Annotated in this window: 14 protein-coding genes; 6 read left to right on the forward strand and 8 right to left on the reverse strand. The window is 62.3% G+C overall.

The features are described from left to right. Positions 1–14: 14 nt before the first annotated feature. The 4 genes from ACO07C_RS16285 to gcvA form a co-directional block, all read right to left on the reverse strand. Positions 15–1,319 (reverse strand): ABC transporter substrate-binding protein, encoded by a 1,305-nt coding sequence (locus ACO07C_RS16285; protein ID WP_421915178.1) that lies wholly within the window; start codon positions 1,317–1,319, stop codon positions 15–17. 151 nt (positions 1,320–1,470) lie between these two features. Continuing rightward, positions 1,471–2,886: a hypothetical protein gene (locus ACO07C_RS16290; RefSeq protein WP_421917546.1), complete on the reverse strand. Its 1,416-nt coding sequence runs from the start codon at positions 2,884–2,886 to the stop codon at positions 1,471–1,473. Between the two features lie 43 nt (positions 2,887–2,929). Continuing rightward, the gene (gene pncB, locus ACO07C_RS16295; protein WP_421915179.1) at positions 2,930–4,234 is read right to left on the reverse strand and encodes a nicotinate phosphoribosyltransferase; all 1,305 of its coding nucleotides are present in this window, start codon (positions 4,232–4,234) and stop codon (positions 2,930–2,932) included. A 169-nt stretch (positions 4,235–4,403) separates the two neighbouring features. Next, the gene (gcvA, locus tag ACO07C_RS16300) at positions 4,404–5,378 is read right to left on the reverse strand and encodes a transcriptional regulator GcvA (RefSeq protein WP_421915180.1); all 975 of its coding nucleotides are present in this window, start codon (positions 5,376–5,378) and stop codon (positions 4,404–4,406) included. 202 nt (positions 5,379–5,580) lie between these two features. On the opposite strand from gcvA, the gene speB reads away from it, so the two are divergent. The 5 genes from speB to ACO07C_RS16325 all read left to right on the forward strand — a co-directional run bounded on the left by speB (position 5,581) and on the right by ACO07C_RS16325 (position 9,861). After that, on the forward strand, positions 5,581–6,642 hold the full coding sequence (gene speB / locus ACO07C_RS16305) for an agmatinase (RefSeq protein WP_421915181.1): 1,062 nt from the start codon (positions 5,581–5,583) through the stop codon (positions 6,640–6,642). A gap of 81 nt (positions 6,643–6,723) precedes the next feature. Next, positions 6,724–7,530, forward strand: a complete 807-nt coding sequence (locus ACO07C_RS16310; protein WP_421915182.1) for a transporter substrate-binding domain-containing protein — start codon at positions 6,724–6,726, stop codon at positions 7,528–7,530. A gap of 33 nt (positions 7,531–7,563) precedes the next feature. Then, positions 7,564–8,193 (forward strand): amino acid ABC transporter permease, encoded by a 630-nt coding sequence (locus ACO07C_RS16315; protein WP_421917547.1) that lies wholly within the window; start codon positions 7,564–7,566, stop codon positions 8,191–8,193. Further along, positions 8,190–8,837, forward strand: coding sequence for an amino acid ABC transporter permease (locus ACO07C_RS16320; protein ID WP_421915183.1), 648 nt, complete (start codon positions 8,190–8,192; stop codon positions 8,835–8,837). The genes ACO07C_RS16315 and ACO07C_RS16320 overlap by 4 nt, the downstream gene beginning before the upstream one ends. A gap of 163 nt (positions 8,838–9,000) precedes the next feature. Continuing rightward, complete coding sequence (locus ACO07C_RS16325; RefSeq protein WP_421915184.1) at positions 9,001–9,861, forward strand: dienelactone hydrolase family protein; 861 nt, start codon at positions 9,001–9,003, stop codon at positions 9,859–9,861. A 17-nt stretch (positions 9,862–9,878) separates the two neighbouring features. Here the strand turns inward: ACO07C_RS16325 and ACO07C_RS16330 are convergent, their stop codons facing one another. From ACO07C_RS16330 to ACO07C_RS16345, 4 genes are all read right to left on the reverse strand, one after another. Beyond that, a complete protein-coding gene (locus ACO07C_RS16330; RefSeq protein WP_421915185.1) occupies positions 9,879–11,282 on the reverse strand; it encodes an MATE family efflux transporter in 1,404 nt (467 codons plus the stop codon). A 216-nt stretch (positions 11,283–11,498) separates the two neighbouring features. After that, positions 11,499–14,303, reverse strand: a complete 2,805-nt coding sequence (locus tag ACO07C_RS16335; RefSeq protein WP_421915186.1) for a DUF3131 domain-containing protein — start codon at positions 14,301–14,303, stop codon at positions 11,499–11,501. Beyond that, positions 14,300–15,580: a glycosyltransferase gene (locus tag ACO07C_RS16340; RefSeq protein ID WP_421915187.1), complete on the reverse strand. Its 1,281-nt coding sequence runs from the start codon at positions 15,578–15,580 to the stop codon at positions 14,300–14,302. Before ACO07C_RS16340 ends, ACO07C_RS16335 begins: the two co-directional genes overlap by 4 nt. Continuing rightward, positions 15,577–16,668, reverse strand: coding sequence for an NAD-dependent epimerase/dehydratase family protein (locus ACO07C_RS16345; RefSeq protein WP_421917548.1), 1,092 nt, complete (start codon positions 16,666–16,668; stop codon positions 15,577–15,579). Before ACO07C_RS16345 ends, ACO07C_RS16340 begins: the two co-directional genes overlap by 4 nt. A gap of 486 nt (positions 16,669–17,154) precedes the next feature. Between ACO07C_RS16345 and ACO07C_RS16350 the strand changes: the two genes are divergently transcribed. Further along, positions 17,155–18,450 (forward strand): nucleotide sugar dehydrogenase, encoded by a 1,296-nt coding sequence (locus tag ACO07C_RS16350; protein ID WP_421915188.1) that lies wholly within the window; start codon positions 17,155–17,157, stop codon positions 18,448–18,450. The last annotated feature ends 10 nt before the right edge of the window (positions 18,451–18,460 follow it).

Raw genomic sequence — 18,460 nt, forward strand, 5'->3', positions numbered from 1 at the left:
TTAACGAGCCAAGCTCACAGCGCCTGCGTCGTATAATCCCCTTCAGCCTCGTAAAGCCCGTCCTCGATCTTGGTCTTGTGGACGACCTTCATTTTACCATCCTCGACCTTGGAGATGTTCTGGATGCCAAAGCACTGGTGGATCTTGCCGTTGAAGGTCTTTGCGCCCTGCGGATGCTCCGGACCTTCGGCGAAAGCGGTCAGGGCTTCGGTCGCCTCGACCAGCTTGGCGCGATCCTCCGGTCCCTTGTAGCCGGCATCTTCCATCGCCTTCTTGACGACGTAGAGCGTTTCCCAGCAGCCGAACATGTGCGCCGCCGTGGAGACGTCCTTGGGGTCGCCGACGGCGGCGCCATTGTCGTCGATGCCGACGGCGGCTCGATAGGCCTTCTGCGCGGCGGTATCGTCGGGCTGGGCGTAGCGCGGCGAGCCTTCCCAGAAATGGCTGCCGTCGAGGAATTCAAGGCCGGGGCTGTTGATGTCGGTGGCTTCGAGCGAATCGATGAAGCCGAACAGTTGCGGCCGGTTGGAACCGTAGAACTCGCCGAGTTCCTTGACGAAGGTGAGCACCGCCGGCCCAACCATGACGTGGTAGATCACCTCGGTCTCGGCGGGGATCTGTGGAAAGTATTTGGTGAAGGAGGATTCCGTCGGCGGGATGGCGATCTGGGCGATGACATCGGCGCCCTGTGCCTTCAGCGCCGGCGGCAGGTAATTGCGGTGATCGTAGCCGAAAGCGAAATCCGGGTAGATCATGGTCACCTTCTTGCCGACATTGGCGGAGATCCAAGGCGCCATCGACTGGATCTGGCTCTTCACGTCGGTGATGCCCGGCTGGAAGACATAGCGGTTCAGCTTGGTCGACGCGACATGATGGCCTTCGCTGACGACGAAATAGGGGATCTTGGCCTCGCCGGCCGCCGGCGCGGAGCCGATCACGACATGCGAGAACAGCGTGCCGAAGACGATGTCGGTCTTGTGCTGGGTGGCGAACTTGGCGACCACTTCGGCACCACGGCCGGGATCGGTGCCGTCATCCTCGATGATCACTTCGACCGGGCGGCCATTGATGCCGCCGGCGGCATTGATCGACTTGATGGCCGCCGCGGTTGTCTTTTCGTACCAGCGGCCATAGGCAGCGCCGATGCCGGTGCGGTGCGACTGGAAGCCGATCTTGACCGGCGCGGAGCTCTGCGCCTGGGAATAGCGGACGAAGCCGGGGGCGACGGCGAGGCCGGCGCCAGCGGCCAGTCCCTTCAGCGCCGTGCGGCGGGTGACGCCGGTTTTCGAGAGATCGAAGAACCCATTCTTGTCAGTCACGGCAGTTCCCCTCGTTGAGTTTTGACCAATGGCGGCGGCAGGCCGCGCCACCCTCGACATGATGGCAAGATCGCATGTGTACAAACTAAATCACCAAAGCCGAAGCCTGGCAAGCGAGCTTACCCAAAGGCAATGCAGGCCAGAGCTTGTCTCACCCGGCCGTTGGCGTGGCAAGCAACCAGAGGCCAAAAACCGTGTAGGCGATCATCAGCAGGGTGAGCGGAAACTGGCTGATCGCGGCACTCGCCGGCCCCGGATGCAACCGCCAGGCGAAGCCGTGGGCGAGCAGCACGGCGAGCATGTGGCCAAGAATGATGGCGCCGGCCTGGAAATTCCACAGCCACCAGGCGGAGGCGGCGCCGGCGACGACGCCGGCCTCGATCTGCATGTCGGCGGTTCCAAACAGGTTCCAGCCCAGCGCGAACGGGTCGGACAGTGCCGCAAGCGCATATTGCCCGTCGACCAGCAGTGCCGTCAGATAGTGCGCGAAATGATAGGCGAGCGCGATCGGCACGATCGACCAGACCAGCAGCCCGGCGGCCTCGCCAAGAGCATCGGGGCTTGCGGCAAGCCGCTGCCCGGCCAAGACGGCGAGCATGAACACGGATGCCAGCAGAATGAAGGTCAAGACCAGGCCCAGGCTGCCTATGCCCATTACCGCCGTGCGACCCGGAAACTCAAGCGGATTGATGTCGAACAGGCCCAGCCAGAAGAAGGTCTTCGACAAGCCGTCGAAGGATACAGACGACAGGGCGAGCAGCAGGAAGGCAACACCGCTGGGCGGCAGCGGCCCGGCGTCGAGAAGTTTCGCGCCCGGCAAGCACAGCCTGATACGGCCGCTCTCGTTTCGCTCCACGACGGCGAAGCGTGCCACCATGGAGAAGAATACGCTCAGGAATTCGCCGCGCCGGCTCCAGTCATCATGGCCGAACACCAGCATGCAAAGGAAGCTGAAGAGCCAATACAGCCCGGCGACAACCGCCAGCCGCCAGGGATCGTCGGGGGCCGGGTCGATGAGCTCGAACCAGGCGAAGGCGAAGAAGAGCACGAAGGCCGGCCAGCAGCCGACCCACTCGGGCAGACGCCGTTGCTTTCCGCCTGCCTTGCCGATCAGGCGTGAGACGATGCGGCATGGCCCATACCAGGGATTGAGCCATGACCAGAGGTCGCCGAGAAGGCCCTGCACCAACGCCAGTCCGACCCACAGCAGCGTCCAGATGGTCAGCGGCAGTGGATTGGAAAGCGGATCCCGGCTGCCGACGATCCCGGCGGCGACAAGCATTGCGAAGCCGGCAAAGGATATGGTGCTGACGGCGGCCCGGGCTCCGTCACCGAATGCGAAGAGCAACAGGCGCCGCCGCCCGAAACGGTCGAGAGCGGCCGGGGACAGCGCCGAAAGCATAAGGAAGCTGACGGCGACGGCAAAGGCTCCGGCTGCCACATAGTAGCCGGTGGGCAGAAGCAGGACGTGGCCACGGTCGGAAGCGTGAGCCAAGGCCGGAGCCGGCCAGGCAATCAGTGCGACCAGAATGAGACGGTAAAAAAACTGAACTGACGAACGACTGATTTTTACGGCATTTCCCTCTGTACTGCCCAAGGTCCCCTCATTTTTACACCTTGACCAATTGCTCCACGCGATCCTTTTCCCCGAAGATCCGCAGATAACGCTCGATCTCCTTTTCGTCGCCGGTGGCTTTCGCCGGATTGTCGGAGAGCTTGACCGCCGGCCTTCCATTGGCCTCGGTGACCTTGCAGACCAGCGATATGGCATCCAGCCTGTTGGTTTCGATCGGCGCGCAGCCCTCGAAATCATTGGTGAGGTTGGTGCCCCAGCCAAAGGACATTCGCACCTTGCCCTTGAAGTGTCGATAGGTTTCCTCGATGGTTTCCACCTCGAGCCCGTCGGAAAAAATCAGCAGCTTCTGCTGGGGATCCCTGCCCTTTTCGCGCCACCAGGCGATGATCTTTTCGCCCCCCTCGATCGGCGGGGCGCTGTCGGGGCGAAAGCCTGTCCAGTCGGCGACCCAGTCCGGCGCGTCGCGCAGGAAGGAAGCGGTGCCGAAGGCGTCGGGCAGCACGATCAGCAGATTGCCGCCATAGTAGCGCTGCCAGTCCTGCAGCACCTTGTAGGGCGACTGCTTCAATTCCTTTTCCGAATTGGCGAGTGCGGCGAACACCATCGGCAGTTCATGCGCATTGGTGCCAAGGGCTTCCAGGTCGTTGTCCATGGCCAAGAGCACGTTGGAGGTTCCGGTAAAGGCCTCGCCGATGCCCTCCTTCAGCGCCTCGACGCACCAGCGCTGCCACAGGAAGGAATGTCGACGGCGGGTGCCGAAGTCTGAAATGCGGATGCCGGGCAGCGCCTTCAACCGCTCGGTCTTGGCCCACATCTTGGCCTTGGCGCGGGCATAGAGCACGTCGAGCGCGAAGGGGCCGAAAGCACGCATGGCCGCGCGGGACCGGAGTTCGTTGATGATGGCGAGCGCGGGAATTTCCCACAGCGTGGAGTACATCCACGGTCCGCCGAAAGTCAGTTCATACTGGCCATCGCGTCTGGAAAGCTCGTATTCGGGCAGCTGAAAATTCTCCAGCCAGGCGAGGAATTCTGGTTCGAAGATCTGCTTGCGGCCGTAGAAATTGTTGCCGCCGAGCCAGATCATTTCCTTCTTGCTCAGGCGCAGGGTACGGGCGTGATCCAGTTGTTCGCGCAGTTCGCCTTCGTCGATCTCGTCGGCTAGGCGTACCGAAGTGGTTCGATTGATCAGCGAGAAGGTGGCGTCGACCTTGGGATACATGCCCCAGATCATCTGCAGCATCAGAAGCTTGTAGAAATCGGTGTCGAGAAGGCTGCGGACGATCGGGTCGAGCTTCCAGGTATGATTGTAGACGCGCCGCGCTATATCGGTCCTTGCCATCTCAGATACACCGCCTTCGCTGCTCGCTCCCTGTAAATGCCTCTTAGCATTGAATTTTTGAAAGCGCTGCCCGCTTTGCGGGCTGGCCCGACAAAAAGGGAACCCTGCGGCATTCGCGAGCTTGCCTCTCGTTCAGGACGAGGGCTTCTTTCAGAAACAGAACTTGGTTTCAGGAGGAGGATTTGGCGCCGACAACCCTGAGCGCCGGCCGCTTCCTGCGGATGCCGATCCGGCCCGCAGCCGGCGCGCCGACGCGGCCGTCATCCAAGGCTTTCTCGGCAAACAGCCAGTCGATGAAGACCTGTACGATCGGTGTCGATTTCATCTCATTGCGGCAGACGACATAGAAATCGTCGACAGCCGGCACCGACAGGCTGAACGGCGCGATCAGCAATCCCCTGGCAAGCAGGGCGCTCGCCGTCACCGTATCGCCAAGCGCCACGCCGTGGCCATGGACCGCAGCCTCCGTCGCCATGCGTGCGTCGCCGAGATAGTGGCGTCGGCCACGTTCCAGATTCAGGCCGTCGGCGGCCGCCAGCCAGGTGCGCCATTCGCGGCCATCGTCGCCATGCAGGAAGACATGATCGGCAAGATCGCGGACGGTCCGGATCGGGCGGTTGTTGATCAATGTCGGGCTCACCACGGGAAACAGGTCGAGGCCCGACCATTTGCGCATCCAGCAGTCAGGCCAGCCCCCGTCGCCGTAATGCAGGCAGACATCGATGTGCGCAGCGCGGATGTCCCTGGCATCGTTGGACGGAATGAGCGTCAGCCGGACATCGGGATATTGAGCCGTGAAACTGCCCAGTCGCGGGATCATCCACAGCGACAGCAGCGCCGGGACACAGGACACCGACAGCGCGCCTGTGCTGGCCGGCCTCGTCATGCGCTGGGTGGCGGCGGCGATGCCATCGAAGGCCGTCGACACGGCCGGCAGCAGTTCGGCGCCGTGCGGCGTGAGTTTTAGCCGCTGGCCGGCGCGCTCGAACAGCTTGACGCCGAGCGATTGTTCCAGCGCCTTGATCTGATGGCTGATCGCGCCATGGGTGACGCTCAGCTCACTTGCCGCCTTGGTCAGCGAGGCATGCCGCGCCGTCGCCTCGAAGGCGCGCAGCGGATTGAGGGGAGGCAGACGCTTGGCCATCGGCTTTCAGAAGTTTGTGAGTTTTTCTCACAAGCGGCAGCCTAACAATATCAATTGATTTTTCAATGCGCCTACCCGACACTTTGCCCGGGAATAGTATGAAATCTGCAGGCAGCCGGCGGAAAAACGACCAGGCCGAACGACGGCCGACATCCCAAGCGTCGCCACGGGCTACTGCATCAAGCCATGCAGGAGGACAGACATGGGTTACGATCGCGGCAAACTCGAAGCGTTGCGTCGCAAATATGGCGAAAGCCATGGCGGCGAAATGTTCGACCCGAAGTTCCAGCGCGTGGCGGACAAGATCTTTTCCAAGAGCGGCACACGGCTGGCGCCCTATTCGGGCATTCCGACCTTCCTGGCCGCGCCCTATCGCGAGATTGCCGCCGACAATCCGGATTTCGGCGACCTGCAGGTGGCCATCATCGGCGTACCGATGGATCTCGGAGTGACCAACCGGCCGGGCTCGCGCTTCGGGCCGCGTGCGCTGCGCGCCATCGAGCGCATCGGGCCCTACAACCACGTGCTGGAATGCGCGCCGACGCATGAGCTTCGCGTTGCCGACATCGGCGACGTGCCGTTCCGCAGCCGCTACAGGCTGGAGACGAGCCATGAGGACATCGAGCGCCGCGCCAACCAGATCGTCGACGCCGGCGTCATCCCATTGTCCGTCGGCGGCGACCATTCGATCAGCCATCCGATCCTGAAGGGCGTCGGCAAGAAGGCTCCGGTCGGCCTGATCCACATCGACGCCCACTGCGACACCAGCGGCCTCTTCGACATGACCAAGTTCCACCACGGCGGACCGTTCCGCAACGCGGTGCTGGACGGCGTGCTCGACCCGTCGCGCACCATCCAGATCGGCATCCGCGGTTCGGCCGAATATCTGTGGGAGTTCACCTATGAGTCCGGCATGACCGTGGTCCATGCCGAGGAGGTGACGGGGCTCGGCATTCCCGCCATCATCGAGAAGGCGCGCAAGATCGTCGGCGACGGCCCGACCTATGTGTCCTTCGATATCGACAGCGTCGATCCGGCCTTCGCGCCGGGGACGGGCACGCCGGAAGTCGGCGGGCTGACGACGCGGGAAGTTCTTGAGTTGCTGCGCGGCCTGAAGGGCCTCAACATTGTCGGCGGCGACGTCGTCGAGGTCGCGCCGCAATATGACTCGACCACCAACACCGCGCATGCCGGCGCCCAGGTGCTGTTCGAAATCCTGAGCCTCATGGTTTTCAGCCCGGCCATCACCGGCAAGGGAGCCTGAGGTCCAGAACAGAAAGGCGGGCGCCGCACTGGAGCCGGCGTCCGCCCCAAACGAACAAAGCTTCCAGACAGGGGAATAAAAATGACGATACACACGACACTCAAATCATCCATCGCCGCCGTCCTGATGAGCGCCGCCGGTCTCGGCCTCGCCACCCAGGCGGCCAACGCCGACGCTCTGGCTGACATCACCAAGGCCGGCACCATCAATGTCGGCGTCTTCGCCGACTTCCCACCCTTCTCCTCGGCCAGCGCCGACATGAGCCTCAAGGGCTATGACATGGACGTGGCGCAATACATCGCCGACACGCTTAAGGTGAAGCTCAACCCGGTCGCCGTGACCGGCCAGAACCGGATTCCCTATCTGAACGACCACCGCGTCGACATCCTGATGAGCGTCGGCTACTCCAAGGAGCGTGAGCAGGTGATCGACTTCGCCGCCGCCTACGCGCCCTATTACATCGCGGTGATCGGCCCCGCGGCGATGACGGTCAAAGGCAAGGAAGACCTCGCCGACAAGTCGATCGCCGTCAATCGCGGCACGCTGGAGGATACCTCGCTCACCGAGGCCGCACCCGCATCGGCCGACATCAAGCGCTTCGACAATTACAATGCCGTGATCCAGGCCTTCATCTCCGGGCAGACCCAACTGATGGTGGTCGGCAACGATGTCGGCGCCCAGGTGCTTGCCAAGCAGGATGCTCTGAAGCCGGAGCAGAAATTCCAGCTCCTGACTTCGCCGTCGCATATCGGCCTCAACAAGAATGAAGACAGCCTCAAGAAGGCGGTCAACGATGCGATCGCCAAGATGCTGGCCGATGGCAAGCTGGACGAGAGCTCGAAAGCCTGGCTAAAGACGCCGCTCAACCCCGACAATCTGAAGGATTGAGTTCCCGTGGCCTTCGCCTGGCTTCCGGGTGCCATGGGCGACATCGCGCGCGGCGCGGCCACGACGGTCCTGTTGATCGCCGTGACCACGCTCGCGGGAACGCTTCTCAGCATCCTGGGTGCAGCGGGACGTCGCAACGGCCCGGTGTTGTTGAAACGGGCGATCGCCGTCTATGTCGAGGTGATGCGCAACACGCCGTTCCTGGTGCAGCTGTTCTTCATCTTCTTCGGGCTGCCCAGCCTCGGCATCCGGCTCGACCCGATCCTGGCCGCCATGCTGGCGATGACGCTCAACATGGCGGCCTACACGATCGAGATCGTCGGCGCCGGGCTTGACGCCGTACCGCTCGGACAGACGGAAGCCGCCCTGGCCTTGGGTCTCAGGCCCCGTCAGGTCTTCATCAAGATCGTGCTGCCGCAGGCGCTCAAGGTGATCTATCCGGCACTGACCAGCCAGATCGTCATCATGATGCTGGAGTCCGCCGTCGTTTCGCAGATCGCGGTGCGTGAACTGACCTACGAGGCTGACATGCTGCAGGCCCGCACCTTCCGCTCCTTCGAGACCTATCTGGTCGTGACGATTGTCTATCTCATCCTGTCGATGGCATTGCGGCGGCTGCTGGTCACCGGCGGACGGCGCGTACTGGGGGCTGGCGTGTCATGATCGAGTTCACCTTCTGGGACATCGTGCGCAACCTCCTGCTCGCCGCCCGCTGGACGGTGCTGCTGTCGCTCGCCGCCTTCATCGGCGGCGCGGCGGTTGGCATGGCCGTGCTGTTCTTCAGGATCGCCAAGAATAAATGGAGCCGGCGCCTTGCCTCCGGCTATATCGCGCTCTTCCAGGGAACGCCGCTGCTGATGCAGCTTTTCCTGATGTTCTTCGGCCTGCCGATGCTGGGCCTGCGCATCGAGCCGTGGACGGCGGCGGTGCTCGGCCTCACCTTCTTCGCCAGCGCCTATCTGGCCGAGATCTGGCGCTCGGGCGTGGACGCGCTGCCGCTCGGCCAATGGGACGCCGGCGCCAGCCTCGGCCTGCACTATCTGCAGGAACTCAGGCTGATCATCCTGCCGCAGGCATTTTCGATCACAAGGGCGCCGACCGTCGGTTTCCTGGTTCAGCTGATCAAGTCGACGGCGCTGACCTCGATCATCGGCTTCGAGGAACTGGTGCGGACCTCCAACGCCATCAACAACGCGACGTTCGAGCCGTTCAAGGTCTACGGGCTGGTGGCGCTGATTTTCTTCGTCATATGCTTTCCACTGACGCAATACGCACGCAAGCTGGAACAACGCGCTGCAGTCCGATAGAGCACTTTATTTTCACGCAATTCCGTACGGAAAACCGTCTAAAACTTTTCCTGGAATTGCTTTCGAGGCGCGGATCATTCGCCACGCCACTGTGATTTGTGGTCGGCTGGTGTGGGTCTCACTGTCAGCGGCACGGCCTTTAGGGGAATAGAGCGGTTTGACGATGCAGGCGAAACATCTTGTCGTCCTTGCGGGCGTCTTCGCCTTCTGGATGGCACGGCCGGTCGCGGCCGACCAGACGCCCGATAGCTTCAGCATTCCCGCCGGTGGCAAGAACGAGCCCGCGACGCTGGACGCGATGTTGTTCAAGCCACAAGGGCAAGGGCCATTTCCGGCAATCGTGGCCATGCACGGCTGCAGCGGCCTGTGGAGCAGCAAGAAAGCGACGGAGCTCAGCCCGCGCCATGCCGATTGGGGCCAGCGCCTGGCCGCGCTCGGTTACGTCGTGATCTTTCCGGACAGCTATGGCTCGCGCGGACTTGGCCCCCAGTGCAAGAATGGCGACCGGCAGGTCGAACCCTATCGCGAGCGGGTGGAGGATGCGAACGCCGCCCGCCGCTATCTGCAGACACTGCCCTATGTGAATTCAGGGGCTATCGCCTTGCTCGGCTGGTCGAACGGAGGTTCGAGCGTCCTCTACACGGTCCGGCCGAAGGACAGACCGCAGGCGGAAACACCGGACTTCCGCGCGGCGGTCGCCTTCTACCCTGGTTGCACGGCTCCGGCGCAAAAGGGTGATTGGGCGACACGGGTGCCGCTGCTGATCGTGATGGGAGACGCCGACGACTGGACCCCGGCCACGCCATGCAAAACGCTGGCGGTCGCCAACCCCGACAGCGTGAAGCTTATCCTCTATCCCGGCGCCTATCATGATTTCGATAACGAGGCACAGAAGCTTCACGAACTGTATGGGCTGGCCTTCACGGCCAACAAGGACGGTGTCGCCCATGCGGGATTGAATCCAGCCGCCCGCGCAGCGGCGCTCAAGGACGTGCCCGATTTCCTGGCCGTGCTGAAGCAATAGGCGGCGATCGCCAGGGTTCAGCGACCAAAAGCGAGCGGCGGCGCGATCCTGTCGCGCCGCAGCCAACGCGCCAGGAGCAACGCGGCCACCACCGCCAGCCCCAGCGACAGGCCCATCCAGATGCCGACTCCGTGCAGGCCGAAATGGAAGGCCAGCACGACGCCAAGCGGCAGGCCGACGCCCCAATAGCCGATGGCCGCGTAGATCATCGGCACCTTGGTGTCGTGCAGGCCCCTGAGCATGCCGGCGGCGACCGCCTGCGCGCCATCGAAGATCTGGAACAGCGCGGCAAAGGCAAGGAACGAGACAGCAAGCCCCACCACCCTTGCATTGGCCGGATCGCCGAGGTCGATGAAGGCACCGATCAATGGATGCGGCCACAGGATCATCCCCAGCCCCATCAACGCCATGAAAGAAACGCCGATGACATAGGCGGTCCAGCCGGCGCGCGAGACGCCTGCAGGATTGCCGGCGCCATGGGCAAGCCCGACGCGCACCGTCACCGCCTGGTTGAGGCCGAGCGGCACCATGAAGGTGACCGAGGCGATCTGGATGGCGATCGCGTGGGCGGCAAGCGAGTCGGCGTCGATCAGCCCCATCAGGAGCGCCGCCGCGTTGAAGATCGTCACTTCGAAGGCGAGAATGCCGGCGATCGGCAAGCCAAGGCGCAGCAGGCCCTTGAAGCGTGGCCAGTCGGAGCGCCAGAAGCGGCCGAAGAGATGATAGCGGCGGAACTTCGGTTCCAGCATCACCACGGCGATCATGCCGAAAAACATCAGCGCACTGGACAACGAGGTGGCGAGACCGGAGCCGGCAATGCCCATTGCCGGGACACCGAGATTGCCGAACATGAACACCCAGTTGAACAGGACGTTGCAGGCAACGGCGACGAAAACGATGATCAGCGCCCAGCCTGGGCGCTCCAGGGCCGATATGAAGGAGCGCAGGATGATGTAGCCGTAGAATGGCAGCACCGCCCATTCCAGCCAGCGCAGATAGATGCCGGCGCTATGCGCGAGCGCCGGCTCCTGGCCCATCGCCAGCAGGATTTCCTCGCCGTGCCAGAGCACGATCCAGATCGGGATGCTGATGAGGATCGCCAGCCACAGGCCCTGGCGCACGGTGCGGCGCAGGTCGCGCACCGAATGCCGGTTGCGGCCGAGTTCAGTGGCGATCATCGGCGAGGTCGCCAGCATCAGGCCGAGCCCGAAGATCAGCGGCATGAAATAGAGGTTGGCGCCGAGCGCGCCGCTGGCCAGCGTATCGGCTCCGAGACGCCCCATCATCATGACATCGGTCGCGGTCATCGCTGTCTGGCCGAGATTGGTCAGCACCATCGGCCAGGCGAGCGCCAGCGTCGCCTTGATTTCCTGACGCCAAAGGTTTTCCGGCGCGCGCGCGCCGGCTTCGATCGCAGACATTTTCCGCTCTTTCCGAGTGCGGCACGTCGGCATCGAGCCGGAAGCCGCATTTCAAACGGCAAAACCTTCGGTTTCGCGGCGTTTGCGCCAGCTTTTGGACGAAACGCGACATGAAGGCAAGAGAGGAGCTGCAACGAGCGATTGAGCCACAGGCGGGGCGGCAGGACAGGCATTGGTTCCGTCCTGCCGAGCGCACCGAGACCAGAAGAGCAGAGGCTAGGCCTCTTCCGTCGGCAGAAGCGGTTTACGGCCGCCCAATATGTACGCGATGGACTCGAGGATGATGCCATTCGTGTTCACGTCGGTCACCTGTATGAGCTTGCCGGTCCGTTCGGAGACGCCGGACGAAAAGCCCATTCCAGGCATCTTGGCCCGATCCCTGACAAAGGCGACAAGCTTTTGCGAATAGTCGCCCGGCCGCGCGGCGTACCAGAGATAGGCACCCTTGGCGCTGACCAGCCGAAGCGAATCCGCCTGCTTTCCCGTCTCGTCCGCGGCGGAGGTCTTCATCGTGTCGACCGCGAAGTCGCCACCGTCGTCCGTCAGCTGGTAGCCCTGATAGGTGAAGTAGGGAGGACCAGCCATCGCGGACTCCGAAACGCAGGTGAGAATGCCCGTTTCACGATACCGCTTCATCTGGGCCGCATAGAGAATGTCCGCCATGAGGCGGCCGTGCGGTGACCCTCCCAGTTCGATTTCCTCGGTCACATGCGGTTCGGTGGCAATGCGCCCTCTGCGCTGAATTTCCGCCAGGGCGGCGATCGCGGCATCCATGCTGCGATCGGGATCGCCGGCGTCAAAGACCGGCTTGATCCACTGGCCCCACAGGCTGTAGCCGCGACCGGCATAGCCGGCGTAGCTGTTTGCATGCACCGACGAGATCTTGCCGTTCTCGCTTACGACATGCATTTCGCCGTCCTTGAGGACAGGCCCGAACGACCAGCTGGAAACGAGCTTGAAGACGGGGAAGGCGCCGGCCGTATGCTGATCGAGGATCTTGAGCGCGATCAAAAGACGTCCGGTGTCGGCGCTGTCGAAACCCTCGCGCTCACCGCCCTTGTCGGTCAGTGCGCGCTCGGTATGCGGCAGGTTTCCACCAGCGTACTGGAAGCTTGTCTGGCCCAGGAATTCAAGGATGCGACTGATGGTCGTCTCGAACTCGCGTTGATCGATGATGCCCAGCTGCTGGGCGGACAGGGTGGCAAGAACGTGAGTTCCCACGTCCCACATCGTCGTGAACGGATAGCCCGCCTGCTTGCCGAATTCCATCCACGAGGTCGCCGGCACGATGCCGTTGAAGTTCCTGGCACCCCAATCGAAATAGCTCCATGCCAGTTCGGCGTCGGCCTTGAGCATGCCGTCGTCCAGCTGATCGGGCTTCCTCCAATCGCGCACCGCCACGTCGGCGCGCGCGCCCTGAATACGTTCGACGTCCGGCATGGCAGGCGTGACCGCGCGGTAATACTCGTCGAAGTTGACGAGCCTGGTGCCACGCTGGGCGGACAGTTCGGCGAGCGTCTCGAGTATGACCGCCTTCTTCCCGGGCGAGTTTGCGGTATCGGGATGGATGCAGAAAACAGCATCGTTGTCGGTCCCGAAATAGCCGAGGACCTCATCCTTGGAGAAGTAGGGGATGTCTTCGGTCCAGGCCTTCTCGAACTTCATCGTGTTGGAGACGTGGAGTATGCCGCGGCCGTCCAAACCATTGAACCAGCGCAGATCGCCTTTCTCGGCGCTGAAGACAGGCGTCCCGGTGGCCGCCAAGGCATCGAGTGTATTGCCGTCGAATGCGTCATTGGGCGGGATGTAGGAAGAGGGGATCCTGCCGCTCGAGCGATAGATTTCGCTGATGCCGCCCCGGATGAGGTCCAGGTCCTTGCGGGGCGAATTGCCGAGGAGTTCGGAGGGCGTGTGGTTCCAGCCATGGGCGGCGATATCGAAGCGCTTGTCGGCCGACATGGCTTGCAGGTAGGCCTTGGCTGGCTTGTCCGTCGAAAGCAGGAAAGACAGTGGCGCGGGGATGATCGCATCCGTAACAGGGTAGCCGGCCGCGATAAGGTGGCGCACAAACGCCATGTGGCTTGGATCTGTATCGGGATCCACCCTGAGATCGTCGACGCGAACGACAATGAGCCGGCTTACATCCTGGCTTTGCTTGTAGAGCGGTTGGGGAAGAATGCCTCGGACTCCGCCACCGGCGGATGCGGCAAGCACGGTCTGGGCGATCTCGGCCGCATAGCTGGCCGCATCGCCGTCGCTCATTCCCGCCAGCGCCGCGAACGGAAGGTCGACAATGATCGGATCGCCGCCGGCGCTCAGTTTGGCGATGTTGGCGGCCAGCGCAGACGCACCGAGAGCCCGACCACCTGAGGTCTGCAACCCCGTTGAACTGAGAGGGGACGCGAAAATGTTCACGAGTCCTGTATCGGTCGACCAATAGCCGCCGCTGTCGGGCTGCAGGGCCACCGGATCCTCTACCCCTGCCCGAAGACGAATGACCGACCGAAATCCCGCCATACGCATCGACGCGGCATCCTGGGACGCACGCAACGGCGAATTGGTGGTCAAGGTCAAGGCCGTGAGCACGGCTTTCGACTGGTACCTCTGGTACTCGTTGATGAGGAAAGAAAACGCCGCCTGGATTTCGCTTGCCTGGCGCGCCTGCAGATAGGGAACGTCCGACTGGATCAAGTCGGCATGGGCGCCGAATTCGATACCGTCCGGATTGAGCCGGACCACCCGCCGAAGCCAGAGAGCCAGATCGGAATTGTAATCCAGCATTTTGCCGTCGGCATCGATGGGCGCGACGGTTACGGTGATCGGCACCTTGCGCGTCAGGAACGCGTCGGTGACAGCGGAAAGCCTGGCCGGTGTCGTGCGTATGTCGGCGCCGCTGATCGTCACGATCAGCGGGTTGGGTAATTTCTGATTGACGGCTGCCCATGAGACACCTTTGCCGGCCGATGCCAGCAGGGGTACAGTCAGGCCACCGAGAAGAACGGAGCGTCGGGTTATGTTCATGCTTGCCTCCCATTGGGAACGGAAACGGCATAACGTTGCGGACTGATCCAGCGGCCGTCCGACTTCGCTGAAAACGATTTGACCAAAGCGCGCAGGAAAAGCGCGGAATCGAGGAGCCTGATCGCGGGGAACGCGAGGCCATAGACGAGCAGGATGGGCCTGCGTTCTATGACCACGACAATGACGGTGAGCGCGTAGTCCACCGCCAGGAACAGAGCCAAAAGCTCAAGTGGCGAGACCGACCTCACCGCTAAATCCCCCAGCGACATCGCCGGGACCGCTATGCCGGCGACGAGATAGACGACCACGGCAAGGGGCAGGCTCAAGGCGAAGACGGATATTACCAGAAGTTCGGCCAGCAGCCCGCCAAGGGAAAACCAGAACCGGCTGGGCCAGAAGCCATGGCGCCGCACGGTCTGCCAGAAGCCGAGATACCAGCGTTGAACCTGCTTGCGGTAGTCGCCAAGCGTGAAGGGATCTTCCGACGAGCACCGGGCCCTGGGCGAATAGGCCACACGACCCAGATGTTTGTGCTGGACCTCGAATGTCATGTTGAAATCCTCGATGACGAGGCCGGGCGCGGTGATGTCGATCTGGCGTAGCGCGCTTGTGCGATAGATGCTGGCGAAGCCAGGCGCGATGTAGCTCACACTCGTCCATTTCCAGGATTGGCCGTACTGGAAGGCGGTCTGCAGGATCCGGTAGAGGCGTGTCCTGTACGCGGCGAAGAGCATGTCGAGGGTGGGCCAGCGCTGGTCGCGCCAGCGCGACAACACATGACCCGCGACGGCCGCCACCTTGGGGTCGTTGAACAGCGGCAGTGCGTGCTTGAAATAGCCGGGGTCGATCTCCGAATCCGCATCCTGGATCAGCACTGCCTTGTAGCGGTCGCACAGGCGATATTTGCGGATCGCCTTGTCGATCGCCCGGGCCTTTCCCCGGTTGGGCTGGATGTCGAGCGCCCTGCATCCGGCGGCGCGCGCGATGGCCACGGTGGCGTCGCGCGATCCGTCACTGGCGACATAGATCTGCCTTGCCGGGATGATGGCCTTCAGCGCGCCGATGCATTTCGGCAGCGCGATGGCTTCATTGTGGGCGGGAATGACCACGGCAACATCGGATATTCCGATCGCGTCCGGACCGTGCCCCGCCTTGGCATTCGAACCGATCTCGCTGACGAAGCGGATGATGCCGACGACGCACCAGAACGCGATGTTGATGCCCAGCGATGCGCTGAGAACCATCATCGTGACGTTGGTGGCGGCGATCCCGGTCATGGGATCATCGTTTCCGCCTGCCCCAGACCACCGCCAGGGCGTTCCTGATAGCCGGCGAATCCGCGTCGGGACGATGCGGTCCCTGCCTTGGCGCGCTTTGCCTGCTGGATCGAACCCAGCAGGTCCTGGTAGCTCTGGCGAATGCCCTTGGTGAGCGAGACTTTCTGGCGCCAGCCCAACGCCTCGATCTTGCTGGTATCGGGCCAACGGCCACGATGATCGGCGATGAAGTGCTTTTTGAAAACGGCGCTGCCGGAAAGGCCGGTTGCTTCCTTGATCAGGTCGAACAACGCGCGGATGGAGAGCTGGGTGCCGCCTCCAATGTTATAGACCTCGGCGCATTCGCCTTTCTCCATGACCATCAGCAGGCCATCGACGAGGTCGTCGACATGCAGGAATGTGCGGGTCTGCGAGCCGTCGCCGAAGAGTGGGACGGGTTGCCCCGCGATGAGATGCGAGAGTATCTGCGGAATGACGCGCTGGTCGGCTGGCGACATTCCCGGGCCGTAGGTGTTGAAAATGCGGACGATGCGGACATCGACCTTGTGCTTGCGGCCCCAGAAGCGGGTCAGCGCTTCGCCGAATCGCTTGCCCTCTTCGTAGGGGCTGCGGGGACCTACCGGATCGACCCTTCCGACATAGGTTTCCGGCTGGGGAAAGACTTCCGGGTCGCCGTAGGCCTCCGCCGTGCTGGCAAACAGGTATTTTGCCTTCGACCGACAGGCGACCTTCAGAAGGTTGAGTGTTCCCACGGACGAGGCCATGAGCATTTCCTCACCCAGCAGGGCGATGTTGGGGACGCCGGTCGGGCACGCCAGGTTGTAAACGTGACTGTAGCGCCGCCGCTGGAATCGTTTGCAGAGCGCCGCATCCGTGATGTCCATCTCGATGAACCTGAAATTTGGATACCGCGACAACTCCTCGACATTGGCTTTGCGCCCGGTCGAGAGATTATCGACGACATCCACAATGGCGCCCTGATCGAGCAGACGGAGCGTCAGGTTGGTTCCAAGGCACCCCGCGCCACCAGCGACAAGGCACCTGATTTCTTCGGTCTTACACGTACTCATATGGCGACAATCCTGCATTGAATTAGAAGGAAAGCCGCACCCCCTCAGCGTGCGCTTTTGTGCATGGAAAGGGTATTTCCACAGGCAGCGCAACTGATAGTTAACAACATGCTAAACAACAGTGGTTAATTACCATATTGTAATTGCTAGTCTTTTTTGGCCAGTCACCGTTATATGAGCTATCTTGCAACAAGTACGTTCTAAAATGGCACAGGCATCGCACTTGACACCGCCCGCCGTCCGACGCAGCCGAAAACGCCACAACCCTACCTGCCGAGCCTTTCCTGAACCCGCGCCCTCGCGTCCGGGACGAGTGGCACGAAGGTTGCGCTGTTCTCATCGAAAACCGCGAGCCGTATTGCCGGGAGGCTGTTCAAATCCCGCCACCGCGGCTCGCGGACATCGCGTGACAGCAGCCGCAAACGGCCTGCTGCATCAGTGGAGGCCCAATTGAACATTCTGGCGGATCAGGCACGAGGGGCGATACTTCTTTCGAAACTGGATATGCGTACGGCCACGGTCGGCGTGGTTGGGCTTGGTTATGTCGGACTGCCGCTGGCGGCAGCGGCGGCACGTGCCGGCTTCAAGGTGATCGGCTTCGATGTCGACAACAGCAAGGTTGAAAAGTTGCGCGGCGGCCGATCCTACATAGGTGCCGTCAGCGACGAAGCCCTTCAGTCGGTCATGGCTGACGGATCGTTGCGGGCAACGTCGGACTTTTCGGTCTTTGCCGAATGCGATGTCATCTCGATCTGCGTGCCGACGCCACTGACCAAACAGCGCGAGCCCGATCTCTCCTTCGTCGAGAACACGACGCGCGCCATCGCCACCTATCTGAGAAAGGACCAGCTGATCATCCTGGAGTCCACCACCTATCCGGGCACGACCGACGAAGTGATGAAGCCCATTCTCGAAGCGCGTGGATACAGGTCCGGGCGGGACTTTTTCCTCGGCTATTCGCCCGAGCGGGAGGACCCTGGAAGCGCCGGCTTCGAAACCGCCACCATTCCAAAGGTCGTCGCCGGTGATGGTCCGGTCGCCGCCAGGCTGGTCGCGCTTTTCTACGGAGCGATCGTCGACACGGTCGTGCCCGTATCCAGCATCAAGGTGGCGGAAGTCGTGAAGCTGACCGAGAACATATTCCGCGCCGTGAACATCGCGCTGGTGAACGAACTCAAGGTCATCTACGGCGCCATGGGCATCGATATCTGGGAGGTGATCGAGGCGGCCAAGACCAAGCCTTTCGGCTATATGCCGTTTTACCCGGGGCCCGGACTTGGCGGCCACTGCATCCCGATCGATCCATTCTACCTGACGTGGAAGTCGCGTGAGTTCGAGGTTTCGACGAAATTCATCGAGCTTGCCGGCGAAATCAACGTTTCCATGCCGCACTATGTGATGTCGAAGCTGTCGGAAGCGCTGGACACGCGTCTTGGCATTCCCCTCAGCCAGGCGTCCGTCCTGATCGTGGGCGTCGCCTACAAAAAGAATGTCTCCGACGTGCGCGAAAGCCCGGCGCTGAAGTTGATCGAGCTGCTGGAGACACGCGCGGCCGACATCGCCTACCACGACCCCCATGTGGCGCGCATACCGAAGACGCGCAAGCACCCGACGCTTGCCGGCAAGGACTGCATCCGTCTCAGCCGGGATTCGATCGGCGCCTATGACGCGGTCGTCATCGTCACCGACCATGACGGGATCGACTACGGACTGCTGGCCAATCATTCGCGACTGATCATCGACACGCGCAACGCCATGCAACGCAACGGCATTGTCTGTGACCGCGTCGTCAAGGCATAGATCGACAGTA

It is taken from the genome of Mesorhizobium sp. (assembly GCF_965229135.1).
Taxonomy (GTDB): domain Bacteria; phylum Pseudomonadota; class Alphaproteobacteria; order Rhizobiales; family Rhizobiaceae; genus Mesorhizobium.